Below are 22,930 nucleotides of genomic sequence, written 5' to 3'. Positions count from 1 at the left end.
CAAGGCGTCAAACCGGCAGAATTCACAATCTTCCGGTTTGACGCTCCCCATCCCCACCCCTATAATTCCCTCAGTTCCTGCTGAAGTCTCCGCTCGCATACCGCTCCTTACCTCCTTCTGCAGCTTTGTCTCGCAGAGGCGGCCCCTGGGAAATGCCGTAGAGGTTCGACAGGAAGCATACATAGGCTTGCTTCCGTCATGAGATGCGGGCAATCCAGAGCTTTTCTCAAGGAGTTTTTGATTCGAATGAAGCGCTCGCTTACCGTCGTATTAGCCTTGGCCTCCAGCATGGGGCTTTGTGCAAATGCCCAGAATGGCACTGCCGCTGCGGCTCCCACATCCACAAAAATCGCAGTGATTGCATTCCAGGCTGCCGTTGCCCAAACCAATGAAGGTCAACGCAATATCGCTGACATCCAGAAGAAGTACGAACCCAAACAGGCCCAGCTCAAGGCTTTAAGCGATGAAGTCGACTCTCTGCAAAAGCAGTTGCAGAGCCAGGGCGACAAACTGGCTGAACAAGAGCGGAATACTCGAGTCAGAACCATCGACGAAAAGCAGAAGACTCTTCAGCGCAGTGCTGACGACGCTCGTGGCGAATATCAGAACGATATGGACGAGATGTTCCGTAATCTCGCACAGAAGGTCTATGAAGTTCTGAATGCCTATGCCGCACAGAATGGCTATACCGTCGTTCTGGACGAAGGACAGCAGAATGGAAGCGTTCTCTGGGTCAACCAGTCTTCGGATATCACCAAGGCGGTCATCGACGCTTACAATGCGAAGTCTGGCATTCCGGCACCCGCCAATGCCCCAGCAGCAGCTCCGAAGCCGGCAGCACGGCCTGCAGCTCCTGCTCCCAAGAAGTAACCACGGCTTTACACTTCTAGTGGTCAAGTCGGGAAAAGGCCCTGTTTCAAAACAGGGCCTTTTTCTATGCTCCAGGAGACCCACAAAATGATGTTCACAATCACGCATCCCTGTGGAAATTTCTGTGGATTCTTTTTGGAATTGAAGGAAGATTTTGCGCCTGAATATTTGCCCAAGCGATGAGGCAGTCGAAAGCTTGAGTCTATAAAGGCTCTATTTTCCTGGGTTTCTGGCGATTTGCCATTTATTGGATTCATTCCCGAAATGAATCTCTATGAAAGTGAATGATCGGCGAACTTTCCACAGCTGCATATGAATAAACCGTGACAGCAATCACGTGCGGCCGCTGAACGTCAATTACCTTGGTGAGTCCTCGCCCACTTTCAATACAGCCAGGAAGGCCTCCTGCGGGATGTCGACTTTCCCGATTCGCTTCATCCGCTTTTTACCTTCCTTCTGTTTTTCAAGAAGCTTTCTCTTTCGGCTGATGTCGCCGCCGTAGCACTTGGCCAGAACGTTCTTTCTGAGAGCAGAGACGGTCTCTCGAGCAACAACCTTCGATCCAATTGCAGCCTGAATTGCCACCTCAAACATCTGCCTGGGGATTAGCTCTCTCATCTTGGAGACCAGAGCCTTACCCCTTTCGTAGGCAAAATCGCGATGGACAATGATGGAAAGAGCGTCTACGGGCTCGCCGGAGACCAGGATATCCAGCTTGACCATGGGGGATTCCCAGGCCCCGGATAAGGAATAATCCAGCGAAGCATAGCCTCGGGAGATAGATTTCAGCCTGTCATAGAAATCCAAAACGATTTCGTTCAGAGGCAGCTCATACGTCAACATGACCCGAGTGGGGGTAACGTATTCGAAATTCTTCTGGCGTCCGCGCTTCTCTTCCACCAGCTTCAGAATTCCGCCGACATACTCTTCATTCGTCAGGATGTTCGCGGTAATTACCGGCTCTTCGATTTTGGCGATCTCGCTGGGGTCAGGCCAACGGGAAGGATTGTCCACTTCAAGGACGCTGCCATCGGTCATCGTAATGCGATAGCGGACGCCTGGAGCCGTCGTGATGAGATCGAGATTGAACTCGCGCTCCAGCCGCTCCTGGATGATCTCCATGTGCAGCAATCCGAGAAAGCCACAGCGGAAGCCGAAACCCAAAGCTACCGAACTCTCCGGCTCGAAGAAAAAGGACGAATCGTTAAGCCGAAGTTTTTCCAAGGCCTCACGAAGCAGAGTGTGCTCGTGAGAGTCCACCGTGTACAAACCGGCGAATACCATGGACTTGATGTCCTCGAAGCCAGGAAGAGGCTCTGAGGCGGGTCTGCTGTCATCTGTAACGGTGTCGCCAATCTTTGTGTCGGCAACGTTCTTGATCGTCGCCACGAAGAAGCCGACTTCACCAGCGGACAGTTCGCCAATCTCAACCGGCTTCGGAGTAAGTACTCCCATTGACTCCACATCAAAGGCCCTGTCATTCGACATGAGACGAATCTTCATGCCCTTCTTCATACGGCCATTGACTACGCGGGCCAGCACGATAACGCCACGATAAGAATCGAACCAGGAGTCGAAGATTAGAGCTTGTAAAGGAGCCTCAGGATCGCCCTTGGGTGACGGTAGACGATGAACAATCGCTTCCAGGACCTCAGGAACGCCCACACCGGTCTTGGCGCTGACAGGAATGGCATCGGTAGCATCCAGACCTACCGCTTTTTCAATCGCTTCCTGTGTGCGGGTAACGTCGGCACTGGGGAGATCAATCTTGTTGATTACCGGGATGATCTCCAGACCATGATTGATTGCCAGGTAAGCATTCGCCAGGGTCTGCGCTTCCACACCTTGCGATGCATCGACGACCAGCAATGCCCCTTCGCAGGAAGCCAACGAGCGGGAGACCTCATAGCTGAAATCCACATGACCCGGTGTATCGATCAGATTGAGCTGATAGGTTTGGCCATCCTTGGCCTTATACATCATGCGCACGGCGTGAGCTTTGATCGTGATGCCGCGTTCACGCTCCAAATCCATTGCGTCCAGGACCTGAGCTTGCATCTCGCGCGCCGTAAGGGCGCCGGTCATCTCCAGGATGCGGTCCGACAGAGTGCTCTTGCCGTGATCGATGTGGGCAATAATTGCGAAATTACGGATGTACTTTAGGTCCATTGGAAAGCGCCGGGTTCTTGAAGCACCCGAACAACTTCAGCGGAACTATCGACCCAAGCTCCCAGAGATGGCACAGGTTCCCATGGGAGGCTGTGCTAAACCGGACTCGGAAGGGCATAGGAACGCTGGAACTGCTCTAGGCGGGCCGCAGGCGGCTCGGAAAAAGCCTCCGTCGGACAAACTCCCTCAGGCTTTGAGTTTACCATTCCACAAGAAAATCCCCGGGGCAATACAATAGATCCGTTCTATTTAAAAGTTTTCGCATGGGTGTTTTTCGATTCTCCACTGTCGCGCTGTTTTCTACGTTGCTCCTGGGTGTCGGGTGCAAACCGCAGGCTGACTCTTCGCCCGCGGGAAGCATGCCACAGCAGACGGCACCTCCGCTTCCTGCTCCACACACACAAACAGAGACAACACCATTCGCCACAGCACACACAGCTGCAATTCAGGCCCACAATCAACAGCTGATCGATCAGGTGGAGAAGGCTTACGCCAGCGGTGTTTCGAATTATCGAGGCGGAAAGCTTGCCGAAGCGAAAAGAGATTTTGACCGGGCCGTTGACCTGATGCTGATGAGCGGTCTGGATCTCAAAGGCGACCCGCAGCTGAGCGACGAATTCGAACGGATCGTAGATGCTGTTAACACGCTGGAGCTGGATGCACTTAAGCAAGGCACTGGTTTCACCCCGAAGACCGAACCGGCACCAGCCGACATCGCTGGGGAAGCTACTTTTACTGTCGACCCTAAGTTTCGTGCTCAGGTCGAAGCCGAACTGGCTACCACACGATCGGATCTTCCCCTGGTCATCAACGATTACGTGACCGGATATATCAGCTATTTCTCCAACCGCGGCCATGGCACTCTTGCCCATGCCTTTGCGAGATCTGGACGATACAAGCAGATGATTCAAAAAATCCTGGCGGAAGAAGGCGTCCCTCAGGATCTTATCTATCAGGCAATAGCAGAATCCGGTTTCCAGCCCCAGGCGCTCAATGCACGCTCAGGAGCAGGAGGCATGTGGCAATTCATGCCCTCTAGCGGAAGTGTCTACGGGCTCACGCGAAACGGCTGGGTAGACGAACGTTTCGATCCGGAGAAATCGACCCGCGCTTACGCCAAGTACATGAAGTATCTCTACAACCAGCTTGGAGACTGGTACTTGGTAATGGCTGCCTACGACTGGGGAGCCGGCAATGTACAACGCGCTGTACAGCGCACCGGATATGCCGATTTTTGGGAACTGTATCGTCGCAATAATCTTCCCGGAGAGACAAAGAGCTACGTTCCGGAAATTCTGGCCGCCATCATCATCGACAGAAATCCCAAGCAGTATGGCTTCGATACCGTGGCACTCGATCCTCCCATTGTCACTGATTCAGTAACCACGGATTATTCCGTCGACCTTCGCTTGGTTGCAGACATCGTTGAGGCTCCGGTGCAGACCATTGTCGGGCTGAATCCTGCGTTGTTGCGAATGGCAACGCCTCCCGAACAGGAATTTCAGCTGCATCTTCCTGCCGGGACGAAGGAACTCTTCGTCCGCCGCATCGCTGAGATTCCGGAAGACAGACGTCGCTACTGGCGTTATCACAAGATCGAACCAGGCGACACGCTGGAGTCCGTCGCGCGCAGCTATCACGTTTCGACCGCCGACCTTGCAGCGACCAATCAGCTCACGGTTGGAGACAATCTGAGCGATCTGGAAGCCGTCGTGATTCCTATCGCGCCGGTAATGGCCTCTGCTCCTGCACGCTCCACAAGCTACACTGTGAAACGCGGAGACACGTTAATCACCGTAGCGGACCGCTTCGGTGTGTCGGTGGATCAGCTGCGGCGTTGGAATCATCTTCGTGGTACGCAGCTCACTCCAGGACGGCGTATCAGCGTTGCTGAGCCGGCGAATATCGCAAGAGCATCGAGTCACGGATCACGCAAAGTAACAGCAAGCAAGAAGGGGAAACACGCTGTAAAGAGCGAGGAGCATTCTACTCACAGCAAGCATGCAAAGGGCGGTGTTTCAGAGAAGCGTGGATCGGCAACTGCCACCTCTCACGCATCTCATCGTGCAACACGAAGTTCTTCGCACGAATCTTCTAGGCGTAAGGAGAGCTCAAATGCTAAGATTTCGCCTAAAAAGAAACAACGGCGCTGACAGATTGGATGAGGACTCTTACTTCTCACTTGCGTTCGTTGGCAAACCATTGCAAGCTGTTGCTACAATACGCGGCGCAGGGTCTGCGCGTGTGTTAATGAATTTGAAGTAGAAAAATCATCCGAAGCGGAGTACCCCGGAGGTTCAGGAAATGCAGGACGAGCGCAAACTGTACGCGTACAACGACGGCGAGTTTGAACCTGAAGAAGACGACTACGAGGAAGAGACCGAAGACGACTTCGGGGACGAGGAAGAAGAAGAGGAAGAAGAAATCAGCGTCTCAATCTCCTCGGATGACGACGAAGACGACGAAAATGATGACGAAGACGATGAAGAAGAGGACGACATGGACGATTTAATGGAAGAGGAACCAGAGCAGTCGGCCCCGGCAACTCCAGAAACAGAAGTTGAAGAAGAAGTTCTGGAAGAGCCAGTCTCCACTCCTCCGGCTCCAGAGGCGGAGGAAGAACCGTCACCGAAACCAGTAAAGAAAGCTGCAAAGAAGAAGGCTCCTGCGAAAAAGGCTCCGGCCAAGAAAGCACCAGCCAAAAAGGCGGCGGCGAAGAAAGCCGCAAAACCTGCAGCGAAAAAAGCTCCGGCCAAGAAGGCCGCAAAGAAGTCTGCCGCTAAGACCAGCAGTAAGGGCGCTCTCAGCGGCGGCAAGACCAAGGCGAAAAAAGCCCCGGTCAGTAAGAAGAAGAGCGCCGCTAAATCAACTAAAAGAGGTACTCCTTTGGCAGTGAAGAAGACCGCAGCAAAGAAGTCGCCAGCCAAGAAGGCTGCAGCGAAGAAGGCCCCGGCCAAGAAGGTCGCGGCAAAGAAGGCAGCAGCTAAGAAGGCTCCGGCGAAGAAGGCAACGAAAACCGCAGCTAAGAAGGCAGTAAAGAAGGCTCCTGCAAAGAAAGCTCCTGCTAAGAAGGCTGCAAAGAAGGCAACAAAGGCAACGAAGAAGTAGTTTCATCGTAGTCCTGAGGCAAGCAAAAGAGCCCGGCCAGTCCGCCGGGCTTTTTTGCGTCTACTCGCTGCCGAGGAGTCCGCAAAAAAAGACACCCCGTGCCTGTCACGGGGTGTCTTGGGTGAAACAGAATCTAGGATTGGACCAACCGGGCCAGCGAATTTAGTGCGCAGCTTGTTGCTGTGCCTTCAACTCGGCCAGAACCTCTTCGGAATGGTGCGTAGGATTGACACTCGTCCAGACCTTAACAATCTTTCCCTGAGGATTGATCAGAAATGTGTTGCGCTTTGCCATCTGGTAAAGCGCCAGGGAGCCGTAGTCCTTGGTGACAGCCTTGTTCTCGTCAGCTAGGAGACGAAAGCTCAGTCCCTCTTTCGTACAGAACTGTTGGTGACTACTCGTTGAATCGACACTCACCCCCAAGATGACGGCATTTGCCGCCTCATACTGGGAGAGGTCACGTTGGAAGTTGTGAGCCTCAATGGTGCAGCCTGTGGTCATGTCCTTTGGGTAGAAGTACAAGACCACCCACTTGCTGCGAAAACTCTCCAGACTGATCTTGGAACCATCCTGTGAAGGAAGGGTAAAGGTGGGAGCCGATTGCCCTACTTGCGGCACATCTGCATCGGCAGCAAAACTACGAACAGCAAAACCTGTTGCGACTATCACCAGTAGCACGAGAAGCCACAGGGAAGTTCGGTGCATAGTCAACCTCCGTCCTCAAGGGGAATACGGCCTAGCCGAAACATTCCGGAATTGCTTCAGCTCTTCTATCGGCCCGTGCCCAGTAGATGCCTCTTTGTGAACGATGGATAGAAGAAAACTGACTCATCAGGATGGCGAGGGGAATAGCAATTGCCGGTTCTGTTCCGACGTGCCGGTTTTCGTCCCTATTCTATGCCGACAACGGCAATGCCTTTGTCATTAGCTTGTCTCCAGACACTCTCTGGATCGAAAACTAACGTGCGGCCCGCTTCCACTGCCAGGCATGTCGCTCCGGCACGATGCATCGTCTCGATGGTAGGAACACCGATTACCGGAACATCGAAGCGCATATCTTGCTTGGGCTTAGCGACCTTAACAACTGTCAGATGCCGCTCGAGAACCGACGCCTCGGCCTCCAGTGACCGCATAAGCTCTCCGGCACGAAGAATGGTGGCATCGGTACCCTCCATTGCTTCCACGGCCACACAGGCCTGCCCAGCGACGACTACGGTCTGCCCTATATCGAAACCCGACACACCTTTGGCGACACTTAACCCATACTCGATGTTTTTCTGTTCGTCTTCGGTGGGGGCTCTCTTTGTCAGGACGCCGGGTTTAGCCAGCAGGGGCTCCAAATAGGAGGTCGAAGAGATGAGTTCGATTCCTTCATCCCCGAGAACCTTTGCAACGGCACCTAGCAGCATGTCGGTATTCCGAGTGCGAAGACTCATGAGCAGCTTCGCAAGACGCCAGTCAGGACGAATGCTGGAAAAGATCTGTTTATGTTTTACTTGGCCTGCCATCACAGCCCGGGTGACGCCTTCTGCCTGAAATGTCTTTATCAAGCGGGAGAGTTCACCAAGAGAAAGCCAATAGACCTTTACGCCTTGATCTTGAGCTGCACGCCCATTCATCTCTTCGTCGGTTTCTTCCTTGATGGCGGCAACAACCACCTCCGTGCCAGCTGCACGGGCTGCCTCCAAAAGAAGAAAGGGGAATCGACCATTCCCCGCGATGAGACCTAATTTCACGGCTACTTGATGACTCCCCGCTGCGAGCGCTGGATGAAGTCGACAAGATACAGGATGTCTTCGTCGTCGCCTGCTTCTGTCTTCATCTGCTCTACAGCCTGGGAGGTATTCAACTTGGCGGCCGTTAGCAGTCGGTAGGCACGATGCAATCTCTTGACCTTCTCCGGAGTAAATCCTCGACGGGAGAGTCCGACCTTGTTGATGCCATAGGCATGAGTCTCGCGCTTGGCAGAGGTAAGAGAGTACGGCAGCACATCCTGAGTGATGGTTGTTCCGCCACCGATGTAGGCATACTTTCCGATAGTGCAGAACTGATGTACGGGACAGAGCGCTCCGACAGCAGCATAATCTTCAACGATTACGTGCCCGGCCAGAGTTGCACCATTAGCCAACATGCAGAAGTCGCCAATGACCGAATCGTGGCCGATATGCGTATACGCCATGATGAGGCAATTGGAACCTATGCGGGTTATGCCTTCTGCCTTGGTAGTGCCTCGCGAGATGGTTACATACTCACGAATGGTATTGTCATCCCCAATTTCCAGGCGGGTCGGTTCCCCTTTGTAGCCATAATCCTGGGGGGGAATACCCAAAGCTGCAAAAGCGTGGATCTTGTTTCGCGCACCTATGCGGGTATGGCCGTCGAGGACCACATGCGAAACAAGCTCACATTCTTCTCCCAACACTACATTCGGACCTACAGTGCAATACGGACCAACGGTGCAGGATTGTGGCACAACTGCTCCAGGAGCCACAATCGCTGTCGGATGGATACTCACTCGCCTGTCACCTTCTCCGATCCGGTAGCATCGGTGGCTGCAGACTCGGTCTCTGTTGCTTCTGCCTTTTTCCTTGGCACCAGCTGGCACATGATGATGGCTTCGCAGGCTTTCTTTCCATCGACATAGGCATAGCCCTGCATACGCACGGCACGAGGCTTCCAATTCAATACGTCGATTTCCAGGCGAAGCTGATCTCCGGGAGTCACCTGGCGCCGGAACTTGGCGCGCTCGATTCCGGTAAAGACCGTTAGCTTAGAATCCCGATCAGGAATCTCCGTTAACAGAAGCGTAGCCCCAGCCTGAGCCATTGCCTCAATCACCAAAACGCCCGGAAGAATCGGGAAATTAGGGAAATGGCCCTGGAAAAAGGGCTCATTGATTGTGACGTTTTTGATGGCGACGATCCGCTTCATGCGGACAATCTCTACGACCCGGTCAATAAGCAAAAACGGGTACCGATGAGGCAGAATCGCCATGATCTCGTTGATGTCAAGGGTCTGGCGGCCTTCCAGATGCGGGTTGAACGTTTCCATAGGATGCAACCGCGATTATAAACCGGGCTACTTCTTTACTTTCGCCGCAGTCTTGTCGGGGTCAAAGAAATCGGCCGGAAGATCCACGTTATAGTCAGCCCAATAAAGGAACCGCTGGTTCACCATGTCGCCATTACGAAAGCGGGCGATGGTAAACGGAGTAGGAAATCCCGCGACCGTATGGTAATCGTCATACTCCTCGGCATCCTCGTTCTTGTCCTTGTAAACGGGATCTCGCCATTGGAAGCTGCGACGAAGAGGTAGATGCGACGTATTGTCCATCTGGATCGTGATGGAATCATTTGAAGCGGAGATCAAAGTCACCTGTTCGGCCAAGTGCCGCTCCACCAGCTTCTGGCCTTCGTAGACCAGAATTGTCTTGGGATCCTTCAACCAGATACGGAGGGCCATCTCAACAGAGTGGTCCCGCCGGCGCAACCAGTCGTCCTGCTGATCTTTCGGGAAGGGGTTCTTGCCGCGGAAGGTGATCTCCCAGCCCTCGTTGCCGTTGTAGATGTGTATTACATCGCGATGCTTGGTATATTCCGTCCGGTCGTGATCCGGATAGGCATGATATTCCCAATAATCGGTGATTCCGCCGGTTGGCCGCCCACGATAAAAACTAGAGGTACGGCCAGCCCAAACACGATTCTTCATGTTCAGCCATCGCTCGCCGCCCAGAGCGTTGATCATGGCGTCGATTGCCACTCGAGCCTTCTGCGAATTCTCCTCTGCCGTCTTGTCCTGCGCTGATACCAATGGCCCCAGAACGCAGAGAACCAGCACCAGACCAACAAACCATTTTTTCCGTATGATCCGCATCGTTTTCGCGACCGAACTCCCGATCTAAAAAGTTCTGTTAGCCCACCAGCACGGCTCCGCCGTTCACATTCAATACCTCACCGGAGATGAATCCGGCAAATGGAGTGCACAAGAAGAGGATCGGTCCGGCAATCTCGCGAACCTCCGCAACACGTCCCAACGGAATCGTCGAAAAGATCTTCTCCCTGGTCGACGGATTCTCCAGAGCCGGAGAAGACATTTCAGTGTTCACCCAGCCGGGAGCTATGCAATTCACATAGATACCCTTTGGAGCCAGTTCTGTCGATAGGCTCTTCGTAAGACTGATTACGGCACCCTTTGTCACCGCGTAATCAGCATGGAAAGCCTCGCCCCTCTGTCCCGCGGTAGAACTCACTAGCACAATGTGACCCGCAGCGACTCCGGATTGCGGACGACCCTGCTTCTCCATCTGCTCTGCTGCAGCCTGGACCAGGCCAAAGACGCTGTTCAAATTGACATCCATCGTCCGCTGCCATTGGGACTGGTTCATCTTACTGATTGGGACATCTTCCGCAGGCCATATACCGTGATTCACAACCAAGGCATCCAGACGGCCAAAAGCATTTACAGTTGCCGCCACAAGAGCGCGACCGTCTGCCGGTGAAGCCAACTCCTGCCAGACAGCCCTGCAACGGTCCTGGCCACCGCAGGTATCCTGCAACGCCAGCGCTCGTGACTCCGCCTGGCGAAAACTGAAAACTACCTTAGCGCCTGCCTGAGTGAAGAGCCGTACCGTCTCTGCACCGATTCCACGGGAACCTCCCGTAATAAGCGCTACTTTCCCCTCAAGAGACAGCCGAATCTGACTCATATGGTCAACCTAATCGTCTGAAGCCTCCCGCGCAACAGGCTTTCGGGACCTTGCACCTTTCTTCTTTGTCGCTTTGGAACTTCGAGACGTGCTCTTGCGCACCGGTTTGGTTGCGCTCTTACCCGTTGTCAGAATTTCTTGGGTTCGCTTGGATAATTTTCCAAAGACCAGATCACGGGACTGGACCAGTAGTTCTTCCAGCTCTCGTTGCCGTAGCACATCCCAATCCTCAAGGCACACCCAGTGAGCCCGAGCCAGGTATGGAGCAGGAATGATTCCGTCTCTCTCCACTAGCTCCGCGAAACGCTCTGGCCCCGCCGCGAAAGCAAGGACTCCTTTTCCTCCGCCATCAAGGTCCGTGAGCGCGAACATTTTGCCGCCGATCGTTTTATCCCCAACCCAGAAAACAAGGTTATTGCCCCACTGAAGCGTTTCCGTCACATGAGGCAGTTTCAAAAGAAATTCTCGCAAGCGCTCTACGTCCATGCCGCGAGTCTATCGCGACCGATTGTTCATGACAGCTCCGAAAACCTAAATGAGCGATGCCAATGCTTCACAGGTTCGCTCCATCTCGTCCTCGGTGTTGTAGTAGTGAACACCTGCGCGCACGACCTCCGAAAGATTACGATTCTCCATGTCAATTCGTGTCGCTTCCCGGGAAGTTGCTCGTACAGAAATGCCCTTCGCTGCCAGTCTCTGAACAATCTGCGAAGGCGATAGACGGGCATGGGTGAACGTCACGATTCCACACTTCTCTGCACCGCCATCCTGCACCGTGATTCCGCTGATCGACTCGAGTCCCTTTCGAAGTTGCGCGGCAAGAGACCGAACCCGGCATTCGATGCGGTCAAATCCGATTTCCAGCCCATAGCGAACCGCAACACCCAACCCGAGTCTTCCGGCTATGCTCGACTCCCAAGCCTCGAAACGTCTCGCATCCTCGCGAATTTCATAGGACTCTCGCGAGACCCAAGTCGCACTTCTCATATCGAGGAGTGCCGGTTCCAGCTTCCGGTACAGCTCGCGTCGCATCCACAGGAATCCCGTTCCTCTGGGTCCTCTCAAATACTTCCGTCCCGTAGCCGAGAGGATGTCGCAGCCCAGCTCTTTGACATCGATCTTTCTCTGCCCAACCGACTGGCAGGCATCGAGCAGAAATGGGACCCCATAATGACGGGCCAAACGGCCAACTTCGGCAGCAGGCTGGACCAGTCCATTGTTGGTTGCAACGTGAGTGAGAGAAATGCATGCTACCCGGCCTTTGGCCAGTTCCCTATCCAACGCCTCCAGATCGATCTCCCCACCAGGCAGACTGGGAACTACGACAGTCTCTGCACCACGCTGTTTGGCTACCTGCAGGAGAGCGATGAAGTTGCTGGCGTACTCATTCTCGGCCGTCACAATGCGCTCTCCCGACTTGATCGGCAAAGAGTAGAAGCCCATCTGCCAGGCCCGTGTCGCACTCTCCATCAATGCCACCTCGTCCGGATGACCGCCAACCATCTTCGCTATGGACGCGTAGATCGACTCCTGCTCCCCTGCAACTTCAGCAGCTGCCTCATACCCGCCAATTTCGGCTTCTCGCCGCAGATGACAAATCACGCGATCCGTAACCACCTTCGGCGAAAGGCCTGTACCCGCATTGTTGAGAAATATCCGATCTGACCGGCATCCTTCTGTCTCGGCACGTAACCGAGCAACTTCTTCCCTGCTCCACTCCAGCGTGCTCATCTCTCTCCTTCGGTTCTGACGGTGTTTTGGATCTTGGAACCTTGTACTTTCCCAGTCTCAAGTTTGGGGTGTACAGAGGAATCGGTCCAATAGATTGTTTAAATTCATGCAATCTCTTGGGGAGATAAATGGGCGATTTCGTTCCGGTTCTTTATACTGGAGAGAGTCATGCCCGAGTCAGGAATAACCTTCGCCCCTGTCGACGAACAGCTCGACTTGCTGCAAAAAGGCGCTGCCGAAATCATCCGCCTCTCTGATCTGAAAGAGCGCTTGGAGGCCTCGTCGAAGTCCGGACGCCCCTTGCGCGTAAAAGCCGGCTTTGACCCGACAGCTCCCGATTTGCACCTGGGCCACACCGTCCTGATGCGGAAGTTGAAGCATTTCCAAGATCTGGGCCATCAAGTAATCTTCCTGATCGGCGATTTCACCGGTCTGATCGGCGATCCGACCGGTCGCAACATTACCCGCAAACCATTGACGGTAGAACAAGTCCTGGCCAATGCCGAAACCTATAAAGAGCAGGTTTTCAAGATCCTGGACCCGGAAAAGACGGAAGTAGCCTTCAACTCCAAGTGGCTAAGCACCTTGGGTTTCGAGGGAATCATCCGCCTGGCAGCTCACTTTACCGTCTCGCAGATGTTGGAACGGGATGACTTCCATAAGCGCTTTCAGAACGAACAGCCCATCAGCCTGCACGAAATGCTCTATCCGCTGGCACAGGCCTATGACTCGGTAGCACTCGAAGCCGATGTAGAGCTAGGCGGAACCGATCAGAAATTCAACCTACTGTGCGGCCGCGAACTCCAGCGCCACTACAATCAAAAACCGCAGGTAGTCCTGATGACACCGATCCTGGAAGGCACGGACGGCGTACAGAAGATGTCGAAATCGCTAGGCAATTCCATCGGCATCAAGGAATCCCCATTCGAGATGTACGGCAAGCTGATGTCGATCTCTGACGAGCTGATGTGGAAGTACTGGATCTTCCTGACGGACCTACGCCAAAGCGAAATCGACCAGATGCAAGCCGACGTAAAATCCGGCACCCTGCACCCGATGGAAGTAAAGAAGCAGCTAGCCCGCACCATCGTAGCTGGCTTCCACTCCCAGTCCGCCGCCGAAGAAGCCGACCGCAACTGGGCCCTGATGTTCCAACAAAAAGCAGTCTCCGAAGATCTGGAAGAGGTAACAGTAAACGCCGCCGATTTGGGCTACACCCCGGAGCATCCCTCAATTAGGTTGGACAAGCTGCTTGTTCGGCTAGGTCTAGCCGAATCTGCGACCGATGCTAGCCGTAAGATCAGGCAAAATGCAGTAAAGGTCGATGGAAAAACAACCAACGCCACAAATCTTCCTCTGCCCAAAATTCCAGCACAACTGGCAGTCCGTGCAGGCAAAAGAGCAAAGATCTCCGTGTTCGCCTAAAGATGTGAACAAACCGGGTTATGGTTCTCATCTTTTTTCAATACTGTAATGATATTCAAGAATAACGTTTCTAGTCTTGGCCGGATTCTTAAAATAGCAGGGTGAATCATATTATCACTGAGCGAGGTAAAGGCTTAATTGTGTATGGTCAGTTTTTCAAAACGTCGTCACAAGCGTTACAAAATACTGCATGGCTGGCTATCTCTTCAAAAAGCTTATCTCAAACTTGCTATTCTTGATTCCCTAGGATTTTTGCATTCCTAGTAATTTCTAACTTACCATTTTGGCTCATAGTGGTTAACCATTAAAATATTAAGAGGAAAGCTAGATCTAGAATTTTTAATATTGGGGACGCTCTTGCATATATCCCCGTTGGGTATCCTGGTAAAGTGTTGATATAGAATTTTGTTTTGATCATTGGGCATACATGCAAGTGATGCAAAGAGCGAAAGCTTAGCTCAGTAGTAGATGAAGGTGCGTGTGCGGAACTCATATTTAGTTCTACGTGCCTACATCGTATGGTACTGGTAATAAGTATCCTCTTTTGAAGTTGTTCATCAATTTGGACATGTGCTTTGCGGCTTGGTGTTCGCAGTTGGACTGCGTGATTGGGCAGCGATGAAGTTTAGAGTTTTAGATCGCAAGGAGTGAAAGTACCCGTGGGTAAGACAGCACTGATTACCGGCATTACAGGTCAAGATGGTTCCTATTTGGCGGAACTTCTGTTGAACAAAGGTTACGTGGTGCATGGCATTAAGCGGAGGTCTAGCAGTTTTAATACCTCCCGCATTGACGGCGTCCTTTCCGATTGGCATGAGCGCGAAGCACGGCTGTTCCTACACTTTGCAGATCTCTCTGATGCCACTAGTCTGGTCCGGTTGCTGTATCGTCTTCAGCCAGATGAGATCTATAACCTTGGAGCTCAAAGCCATGTTTTGGTGAGCTTCGAGGTCCCTGAGTATACCGGTGATGTCACGGCGCTCGGCACTATTCGCTTGCTCGATGCCATTCGAGAATCAGGAATCAAGACAAAGTTTTATCAAGCTTCGAGCAGCGAGATGTTTGGCAAGGTGGCTGAAACCCCGCAGCGCGAAACCACACCATTTCGGCCTTGCAGTCCTTATGGCTGCGCCAAGCTCTATTCGTATTGGACAACCGCCAATTACCGAGATGGTTACGGCATTTTCGCGTGTAATGGTATTCTCTTCAATCATGAATCCCCTCGGCGAGGTGAGACCTTTGTCAGCCGCAAAATCACCCGTGCGGTGGCGAGAATTAAGGCCGGACTGCAGCAGCGTCTCTATCTTGGAAATCTCGATGCCAAGCGCGACTGGGGCTATGCCCCCGAATACGTGGAGGCCATGTGGCAAATGATGCAACTCGACCGACCGGACGATTTTGTCATCGCGACTGGAGAGACTCACACTGTGCGCGAGTTTGTTCAGCTAGCGTTTGATCATGTCGGTCTTGACTGGGAAAAATACGTCGAAATCGACCAGAAATACTTTCGTCCCAACGAAGTTGACCTTCTCCTGGGAGATGCTAGTAAGGCAGAGCGAGCATTCGGTTGGCGACCCAAGGTCAAATTGGAAGGGTTAGTTAAATTGATGGTTGATGCCGACATAAGTCTCCTAGCTGATCAATTAGAGGGGCGCTTAACCCGCTAACGCCATCCCAAGGAAAGCACGTGGCATTCCCCCGATTCTTGTCTCTCTGCATATGGGACAGATCAAGGTAATCTGTTCCGTCTATGAAACTTCCCTGGAACTCACATTCGGGATTTAAGCTCGACTTGGCAGCGAGTTTAGCCGGGTCGGCTTGGTCAATGTTGGTACAGCTCGCCTGCGTTCCCCTCTATATCCGGTTTCTCGGTATTGAAACTTACGGACTTATTGGCTTCTATCTCATGCTTCAAGCCATGCTTCAGGTGCTGGACCTTGGTTTGAGCCCGACCATGAACCGGGAGATGGCTCGCTACTCGGTCCAGCCGGAAAAGGCAGATGAGGCGCGCGATCTTGTGCGTACGCTTGAGCTTGGTTACTGGCTCATTGGATTGATGATCGGATTGGTTCTCGTAACTTCCTCGTCATGGATTGCGGCTCATTGGATCAGTGCCAGTGGCATTCCGGTTTCCAGCGTCAAACATGCCTTGATGCAGATGGGCGTTTTGGCCGCACTCCAATGGCCGGTCAGTTTTTATCAAGGCGGTTTAATTGGTCTGCGCAAGCAGGTCCTCTTCAATGTCTTCCGGATCATCGCTGTAACGGTGAGTAATGGAGGAGCTGTTCTGGCCCTGTGGATCATCTCTCCCACGATTCGAGTTTTTTTTCTGTGGCTGGTTGTTACCAATGCCGTCATGCTCGTTTGTTGGACCATCTTCCTGTGGAAGAGCCTGCCCCATGGAACTCGCTCTCCGCTGTTCAATCTTGGCCTATTGCGCAACGTTGGACGCTTTGCTGCAGGGATGAGCGGGATCGCAGTATTCACTCTCGTGTTGGGCCAGGCCGACAAAATGATCCTCAGCAAGGTGTTTAGCCTCAAGATTTTTAGTTACTACACTATCGCTGGAATGTTTGGCACTGGGCTGGTAATGATTGTCTCGTCGCTGTTCAACACTTCTTACCCGCGATTTTCAGCGCTAGTTGCTCGCGGGGACGAGCATGAATTGATTCGGATCTACCACGGAGCCACCCAGTTAATGGCCGTTCTTCTTTTACCGTTGGCAACGGAAATCGCGTTATTTTCCAGAGATATTCTGCAACTATGGACCAGAAACTCCGAGGTCGCACGTAATGCAGGACCAATCGCAACGTTGTTGGTGATTGGATCAGCCATCAATGGTTTGATGAATTTACCGTATGCACTGCAATTGGCATACGGTTGGACCAGCATCGGGTTAAGAATAACGATCTTCCTATCCGTCATTGTGGTTCCGACGCTTTGGTTTGCAGCCACACACTATGGTCCTGTGGGAGCTGCGTGGGTTTTCATAGGTTTTCAGACATTTAACATGCTAGTTGGTTTACCACTTACACATCGGCGTTTATTGCGCCACGAATTGACGAGGTGGCTCTTGCAGGACGTATGTCCTCCATTGTTGGCCTCCATCCTGGTAGTCGGACTGGCAAAAGTGGCAATGAGCAGCCGACTGGCACCGTTAACGGTCCTATTTACTCTCTTCGCGATTCTATTGGTAGCAATGTCCTCTGCAGCTTTTGTAGCGCCCCTGATACGGAAACGTCTGCTAGCGAAATTGTCGAGCATGTTGTTGGACTATACCTGACAATTGCGCTTCCCAGAATCGCAACGTCGACATAGAATCATAGAATCATAACAATGAATTATCCTCTTTTATGTTTGTCTCAGGGAATACAAAATGTGCGTTGAAGTATTGAAATCGAAAAAAGAAATCGCAGAAGCACGGTGCCAACTTCAGCGCAGGAATCTGTCTCTTACCAGTTCCAGATGGAAGCGTCTTGGATCAAGGATTGGCATATCCAAGGGAATAAACGTAGGTGATGAGGTCAAAAGCTGGGATGTCCTAAAGACTATCGAGTTCATCGAGAAGAACGTCGCGAAGACGGGTCCTATCCTAGACATGGGCGCATTTGCCTGCGAAATACTCTGCATTCTACATAATCTCGGCTATGAGAATCTCACTGGAATCGACCTGAATCCCCGGATCAAAGAGATGCCGTATGCAGATACCGTGCGTTATGAAGTGTCGGATTTCATGCACACGAAATTCGCCGACGAGTCTTTTCAGGTGATTTCGGCAATCTCAGTCATCGAGCACGGCTTCAATTGCGAACTGCTTCTTTCGGAGATCTCGCGACTGCTTCGCCCTGGTGGCTACTTCGTAGCTTCGTTTGACTACTGGCCGGAAAAAATCGACACAACAGGTGTTACCTTCTTCGGAATGGACTGGTTAATATTTTCAAAGCAAGAGGTATGCGGGTTTATCGAAGAAGCTAAGTCGTACAACCTCACGCCGCCGTTGAAGATCGATCTGGCTGGTGGGGACAAGCCGATAAAATGTGCTAATAAGGAATACACATTTGCATGGCTGGTCCTACAGAAAGCTCCTGCTCAGGTATGAGTCAAGTAATCGTCTTCAGTCCCGGCTCACCAGATTCCTGCATGCTTGTGGCCGGCTTATTGGATCCAATTTCGCATGAAAACGGATCGGCTACCGAAGCATAGTAATCGAACTTCAGGGATTTAAGAGGCGCGGTGATTCGCTGCCGACACGATACAATGAGAGTTCTGTTGATTTCAGGTTCGCTGCCACCAATGAAGTGCGGCGTTGGCGATTATACCGCGAATCTTGCGAACGCATTAGATCGACGCGGCGATACATCCGTGGCAGTTCTGACGGATGTTGCCGCGAATCCAATACCTTCTGACTTCACTTTTGAGGTATTTCCTGCCGCCAACGGATGGAGAATGGCGGATGTCCGTCGGATTGCTAAGATGGCGCGTGGTTGGCGTCCCGATCTTATCCATATTCAGTATCCGACTCAGGGATATGGGCACAGCTATCTACCCTGGTTCTTGCCGACGCTCTTCAGCGTCGCCAAGATACCAATAGTTCAAACTTGGCATGAATACCACATGGAACGTGCCCGATGTAATCTGCTCAATGCCATTCTAGGCGGAGGTCTGATTGCGGTGAGGCCCAATTATAGAGAAAACATGCCGAATTGGTACAGGTGGCTTACTCGCAGAAAACGTTTTGACTTCATTCCTAGTGCTTCTGCAATTCCCTGGATACAATTAAGTGAGACAGAAAGAGTTGCCATTCGGTCGAAATTTGCCCCTTCGCCATCCAGAGTCATCGTCAACTTTGGCTTTGCATACCCAGCAAAGAGGCTTGAGCAGCTCTTCGAAATCGCTGACCCATCGCAGGACCATCTTGTTTTGATCTGCGATCTAAATCCGGACGATGAGTATCACAAGATCATTCTCGATCATGTAAATCAGAAACCTTGGTTGGGAAAGGTTACGATTACTGGTTTCCTGCCTGCTGATCGGGTGGGCAGTATCCTGGCTGCTGCAGATGCTGTCGTGCTGCCCTTTCGTGATGGTGGTGGAATCTGGAATACATCAATTCATGCGGCGATGACCCAGGGGACATTCGTCTTGACGACTTCGCGCGAACGGCAAGGCTATCATGCTGCCACGAATACCTATTATGCGCAGCCCGACAATGTCGCGGATATGAGGATTGCGTTGCGAACTTATGTGGGTCGTCGCGGAAACAAAACAGGTGAAGGCCCGGGCTCTCAATGGGAAGCTATCGCTGACGCCCATCGAACTTTTTATACCTCTGTCCTTAAAGGTTCACAATCAAGATGAATCCAATCAAGATTTCGATCTGTATATCAACCCGAAATCGCGGTGCCTTCATTGGTGAGACTTTGGAAAGCATCGTACGGCAGGCGAACGATGAAGTAGAGATCGTTATCTTGGATGGTGCTTCAACCGACAACACCCAGGAAATCGTCGAAGCATACCGGGGACGCTTTCCCGGCCTTCGTTATTTTCGACAAGAAACCAATATGGGGATCGACCGCGACTTCGCCAATGCAGTCGACTTGGCCAGGGGTGACTATTGCTGGCTTTTCACCGATGACGATCTTCTCAAGCCGGGCGCCCTCCAGATAGTTCTTAAAGCTCTCAAGGATGGGTATTCACTGATAATTGCAAACAGTGAAGTATGGAACGCGAATTTTTCAAAACTGCTCGAAACCAGAAGGGTTCCGATCCAAGCAGACAGAACTTATAAGTCAAACGAAAACCATATGCTTCTAACCGATACGGGAGGCTATCTCAGCTTCATCGGCGGAGTTATCATACAGCGGCAGCTATGGTGCGCACGAGACAAGGCACGTTATTTCGGCTCCTATTTCATTCATGTAGGAGTGATCTTCCAAGAGCCGATTCCAGGCAATACTCTGGTTATCGCGGAGCCATTAGTTGCCATCCGCTATGGAAACGCCTCATGGTTGGCCCGGTATTTTGAGATCTGGATGTTCAAGTGGCCGGATCTGATCTGGTCGTTCTCCCATCTGCCTGATTCAGCTAAGGATCGTGTATGTCACAAGGAACCATGGCGAAGCCCGAAGGCTCTCTTACATCACAGGGCCAACAAAACATATTCGAAGCGAGAATACACAGAATGGCTGAAGCCACGCTTAACGTCGTTCTGGGATCGAGCAATTAGCAAAGCTTGCGCTTATTTTCCCGGGCGCATGGCTAATCTGCTAGCTTTCGTTTATTTTTCGCTCTTCCATCGCCCATCTTCGCGTCTCCTTTTCGTGTTAGATCTGGCGAATAGTCCGTTCTGTTTTTGGAAGTTTCCGATGAGACCTGTTTCGCCGGTCAAAGAGAAGCCCGTCGTGATATCGAACGGAGTGCACCTTTCTTCAAGTATGCGTCGTGTCGGTCACCAGAAAAAGGGGGAATCTGTAGACAAATGACGCGAAGAGCGCTAATTACAGGTGTCAACGGCCAGGATGGTTCCTATCTTGCTGAGCTGTTGTTAAAACAGGGGTATCATGTTAGAGGAACAGTGCGCAGGCGCTCATCTGCAAACGATGACAGTCGCATTCAGCGAATTCCCAAAGATGTCGAAATTGTCGAAAGTGACCTGTTTGGAGACTCCTCCATCGAGGACTTGCTCCGTCAATTTCGCCCGGACGAGGTCTATAACCTCGCGGCACGCGCCTCCAGCAAGGAATTGTGGACTGAACCCGTTTCTACAGGAGAGCTGAACGCCTTAATGGTCGTACAGCTGCTCGACGCCATTCATAGAGTTAATCCTGAAATACGCTTCGTTCAAGCCTCCAGCAGCGAGGTTTTTGGCCGGACAGCAGAGGTACCGCAGACAGAATCGACTCCATTTCAACCTCGTAATCCATACGGTGTAGCTAAGGCTTTCGGACATTGGATCACTGCCGTTTACCGTAAAGAGCGAGGGCTCTTTGCGTGTTCCTGCATTCTATACAATCATGAAAGCCCTCGGCGCGGCATGGACTTCGTCACCCGCAAAATATCTCGAGGCGTGGCGATGATTAAGCGGGGTCTGGCCGACAAGCTCATCCTCGGAGATCTTGACGCCCGACGCGATTGGGGCTTCGCAGGCGATTATGTACAAGCGATGTGGCTTGCACTCCAGCATACTGCACCCGATGATTATATTATCGCCACCGGGGAAACCCATTCGGTACGAGAATTCTGTAGCATAGCCTTTGCGCATGTTGGTCTAAGATATGAGGATTATGTCACACAGAATCTCGAAAATTTCCGAGCACCGGAAGCTTCCGTCCTTGTAGGAGATCCGACGAAGGCGAAGCTTATTCTGGGTTGGCGCCCGACTGTTACATTTGAAGAACTCGTTAGGATGATGGTGGATACGGATCTGCGATTGCTTGAGTTGGACCAAGCAGGGCGTTCCTCGTCTCCCCAAACAGAGTGTTAAACATGATGGACAACGTAAGCAAGAGAATGACAATGACCCGATCCTCGAGGAGAGTGAAATAAATGAAGACCTGGAATAATTGCCGAGTCTGTAAGGGCTCAGTGGAACCGATCCTTTCTTTAGGGGATCAACATGTTTCCAATTTTCTTAAGCCCGAGCAAGCCGACGGACTCAAGGCGCCTTTGGAACTGGTCCTCTGTCAGCAATGCCGACTATTACAACTACGGCACACCGTTCCCGCTGAAATGATGTATCAGAACTACTGGTACCGGTCGGGAACCAACCAGACAATGCGCGATGCTTTAGCAGACATCTCCGCTTCTGCTTCGAAAGTAGTGCATCTCCAGACGGGAGATGCTGTCCTTGATATCGGATGCAACGACGGCACACTGTTGAGCTCCTACACCGTCCCCGGGGTTTATAAAATTGGCTTTGACCCTGCTCAAAATCTTGCTGTCTACTCGCGCAAAGTTGCGGATAAAGTTCTTGTCGGTCTTTTTGATGCCGACTGTTTTCTGGCTGACTCCGAGGTGAAGGACACTCGCCCAAAGATCGTCACGTCTATTGCGATGTTCTACGATCTGGAAGATCCAGGAAAATTTGTATCGGATATTCAACGAATCATGCATCCGGATGGTGTATGGATCCTGCAGATGAGTTATCTCCCGCTCATGCTCACTCAGAATGATTTCGGAAACATCTGCCACGAACATCTGGAGTATTACTCTCTACAATCGCTTGAATATCTGCTCCACCTCTATGGATTTTCGATTTTGGATGTGCAGTTGAATGATGTGAACGGCGGCAGCCTGCGTGCTTATATATGCAACAGCAATGCAAACCGGAGCGCCTTCGGAGATGAAGTGTATCGTCAAGCAGCCGAAGCCCGTGTATCGAGCCTGCGTGACAGCGAGAAAAGTCTCCGCCTAGACGAAACAACTCCTTATCTGGAGTTTGCTTCACGCGTTCAAGCCATCAAACAGCAGGTTTACGATTTCATTCAGGAACAGGTCAAACATAACAAGAAGGTCTTTGTATATGGCGCATCAACTAAGGGGAATACGATGCTTCAGTATTTTGGCCTAGACCATTCGATGATTGCCGCTGCATCCGAGCGAAACCCTGACAAATGGGGTATGGTAACTGTGGGTACTCGAATTCCCATTATTTCCGAGGCAGAAGCCCGAGCCGCGAAGCCTGACTATTTTCTGGTTTTGCCGTGGCATTTTATCGAAGAGTTCAAGGCGCGGGAACACGAATACTTGTCTACAACAGGTAAATTCATCGTGCCACTTCCGCATTTTGAGTTGGTCTGAGATCCGCCGTTCGGCTTCAGGCAACTGTGGTCGTGACAGCTTCAGTGGTCTCAGTTTGTCGTAATTGATGCTGTAGGCCGAGGATACTCATACCAGATACAGTCTGTAACTAAGAATAAATGG

At 51.9% G+C, this 22,930-nt stretch carries 20 protein-coding genes; 11 read left to right on the top strand and 9 right to left on the bottom strand.

Features of this window, described 5'->3' with window-relative positions:
- Window positions 1–246: 246 nt before the first annotated feature.
- Window positions 247–870, top strand: coding sequence for an OmpH/Skp family outer membrane protein (locus tag AC6I7T_RS16945; RefSeq protein WP_497788527.1), 624 nt, complete (start codon window positions 247–249; stop codon window positions 868–870).
- Window positions 871–1,227: 357 nt separating this feature from the next.
- Here AC6I7T_RS16945 and lepA read toward each other — a convergent pair whose 3' ends face one another.
- A complete protein-coding gene (gene lepA / locus AC6I7T_RS16940) occupies window positions 1,228–3,039 on the bottom strand; it encodes a translation elongation factor 4 (protein ID WP_497788525.1) in 1,812 nt (603 codons plus the stop codon).
- A gap of 263 nt (window positions 3,040–3,302) precedes the next feature.
- Between lepA and AC6I7T_RS16935 the strand changes: the two genes are divergently transcribed.
- Window positions 3,303–5,192: a lytic transglycosylase domain-containing protein gene (locus AC6I7T_RS16935; RefSeq protein ID WP_497788524.1), complete on the top strand. Its 1,890-nt coding sequence runs from the start codon at window positions 3,303–3,305 to the stop codon at window positions 5,190–5,192.
- 151 nt (window positions 5,193–5,343) lie between these two features.
- Window positions 5,344–6,147: a hypothetical protein gene (locus tag AC6I7T_RS16930; RefSeq protein WP_497788522.1), complete on the top strand. Its 804-nt coding sequence runs from the start codon at window positions 5,344–5,346 to the stop codon at window positions 6,145–6,147.
- Window positions 6,148–6,309: 162 nt separating this feature from the next.
- Here AC6I7T_RS16930 and AC6I7T_RS16925 read toward each other — a convergent pair whose 3' ends face one another.
- From AC6I7T_RS16925 to AC6I7T_RS16890, 8 genes are all read right to left on the bottom strand, one after another.
- On the bottom strand, window positions 6,310–6,852 hold the full coding sequence (locus tag AC6I7T_RS16925) for a peroxiredoxin (protein ID WP_497788521.1): 543 nt from the start codon (window positions 6,850–6,852) through the stop codon (window positions 6,310–6,312).
- Between the two features lie 185 nt (window positions 6,853–7,037).
- Window positions 7,038–7,883, bottom strand: coding sequence for an LpxI family protein (locus AC6I7T_RS16920; protein ID WP_497788520.1), 846 nt, complete (start codon window positions 7,881–7,883; stop codon window positions 7,038–7,040).
- Window positions 7,884–7,885: 2 nt separating this feature from the next.
- The gene (gene lpxA / locus AC6I7T_RS16915; protein ID WP_497788519.1) at window positions 7,886–8,662 is read right to left on the bottom strand and encodes an acyl-ACP--UDP-N-acetylglucosamine O-acyltransferase; all 777 of its coding nucleotides are present in this window, start codon (window positions 8,660–8,662) and stop codon (window positions 7,886–7,888) included.
- Window positions 8,659–9,198, bottom strand: a complete 540-nt coding sequence (gene fabZ / locus AC6I7T_RS16910) for a 3-hydroxyacyl-ACP dehydratase FabZ (protein ID WP_497788517.1) — start codon at window positions 9,196–9,198, stop codon at window positions 8,659–8,661. Before fabZ ends, lpxA begins: the two co-directional genes overlap by 4 nt.
- 27 nt (window positions 9,199–9,225) lie before the next feature.
- Window positions 9,226–10,020, bottom strand: a complete 795-nt coding sequence (locus tag AC6I7T_RS16905; protein WP_497788516.1) for a hypothetical protein — start codon at window positions 10,018–10,020, stop codon at window positions 9,226–9,228.
- A 37-nt stretch (window positions 10,021–10,057) separates the two neighbouring features.
- Window positions 10,058–10,852, bottom strand: a complete 795-nt coding sequence (locus tag AC6I7T_RS16900; RefSeq protein ID WP_497788514.1) for an SDR family NAD(P)-dependent oxidoreductase — start codon at window positions 10,850–10,852, stop codon at window positions 10,058–10,060.
- A 9-nt stretch (window positions 10,853–10,861) separates the two neighbouring features.
- On the bottom strand, window positions 10,862–11,308 hold the full coding sequence (locus AC6I7T_RS16895; protein ID WP_497788513.1) for an MmcQ/YjbR family DNA-binding protein: 447 nt from the start codon (window positions 11,306–11,308) through the stop codon (window positions 10,862–10,864).
- A 75-nt stretch (window positions 11,309–11,383) separates the two neighbouring features.
- Entirely contained in the window at window positions 11,384–12,583 is a 1,200-nt protein-coding gene (locus AC6I7T_RS16890; protein ID WP_497788512.1) for an aminotransferase class V-fold PLP-dependent enzyme, read from the bottom strand.
- 168 nt (window positions 12,584–12,751) lie between these two features.
- Between AC6I7T_RS16890 and tyrS the strand changes: the two genes are divergently transcribed.
- The 8 genes from tyrS to AC6I7T_RS16850 all read left to right on the top strand — a co-directional run bounded on the left by tyrS (window position 12,752) and on the right by AC6I7T_RS16850 (window position 22,807).
- Window positions 12,752–14,008 carry a tyrosine--tRNA ligase gene (gene tyrS, locus AC6I7T_RS16885; RefSeq protein WP_497788511.1) on the top strand — a complete coding sequence of 419 codons (1,257 nt, stop codon included), beginning with the start codon at window positions 12,752–12,754 and terminating at the stop codon, window positions 14,006–14,008.
- 659 nt (window positions 14,009–14,667) lie between these two features.
- Window positions 14,668–15,675: a GDP-mannose 4,6-dehydratase gene (gene gmd / locus AC6I7T_RS16880; RefSeq protein WP_497788510.1), complete on the top strand. Its 1,008-nt coding sequence runs from the start codon at window positions 14,668–14,670 to the stop codon at window positions 15,673–15,675.
- 83 nt (window positions 15,676–15,758) lie between these two features.
- On the top strand, window positions 15,759–17,291 hold the full coding sequence (locus tag AC6I7T_RS16875; RefSeq protein ID WP_497788509.1) for a lipopolysaccharide biosynthesis protein: 1,533 nt from the start codon (window positions 15,759–15,761) through the stop codon (window positions 17,289–17,291).
- Between the two features lie 93 nt (window positions 17,292–17,384).
- Window positions 17,385–18,107 (top strand): class I SAM-dependent methyltransferase, encoded by a 723-nt coding sequence (locus tag AC6I7T_RS16870; protein ID WP_497788508.1) that lies wholly within the window; start codon window positions 17,385–17,387, stop codon window positions 18,105–18,107.
- A 170-nt stretch (window positions 18,108–18,277) separates the two neighbouring features.
- Window positions 18,278–19,366 carry a glycosyltransferase gene (locus AC6I7T_RS16865; RefSeq protein ID WP_497788507.1) on the top strand — a complete coding sequence of 363 codons (1,089 nt, stop codon included), beginning with the start codon at window positions 18,278–18,280 and terminating at the stop codon, window positions 19,364–19,366.
- Window positions 19,363–20,490, top strand: coding sequence for a glycosyltransferase family 2 protein (locus tag AC6I7T_RS16860; RefSeq protein ID WP_497788505.1), 1,128 nt, complete (start codon window positions 19,363–19,365; stop codon window positions 20,488–20,490). Before AC6I7T_RS16865 ends, AC6I7T_RS16860 begins: the two co-directional genes overlap by 4 nt.
- Window positions 20,487–21,491, top strand: a complete 1,005-nt coding sequence (locus tag AC6I7T_RS16855; RefSeq protein ID WP_497788504.1) for a GDP-mannose 4,6-dehydratase — start codon at window positions 20,487–20,489, stop codon at window positions 21,489–21,491. The genes AC6I7T_RS16860 and AC6I7T_RS16855 overlap by 4 nt, the downstream gene beginning before the upstream one ends.
- Before the next feature lie 62 nt (window positions 21,492–21,553).
- Complete coding sequence (locus AC6I7T_RS16850; RefSeq protein WP_497788503.1) at window positions 21,554–22,807, top strand: class I SAM-dependent methyltransferase; 1,254 nt, start codon at window positions 21,554–21,556, stop codon at window positions 22,805–22,807.
- The last annotated feature ends 123 nt before the right edge of the window (window positions 22,808–22,930 follow it).

The organism is Humiphilus diazotrophicus (genome assembly GCF_059726315.1).
Note: the sequence above shows the minus strand (reverse complement) of the source record. Positions and strands in the feature narration are given on the sequence as shown.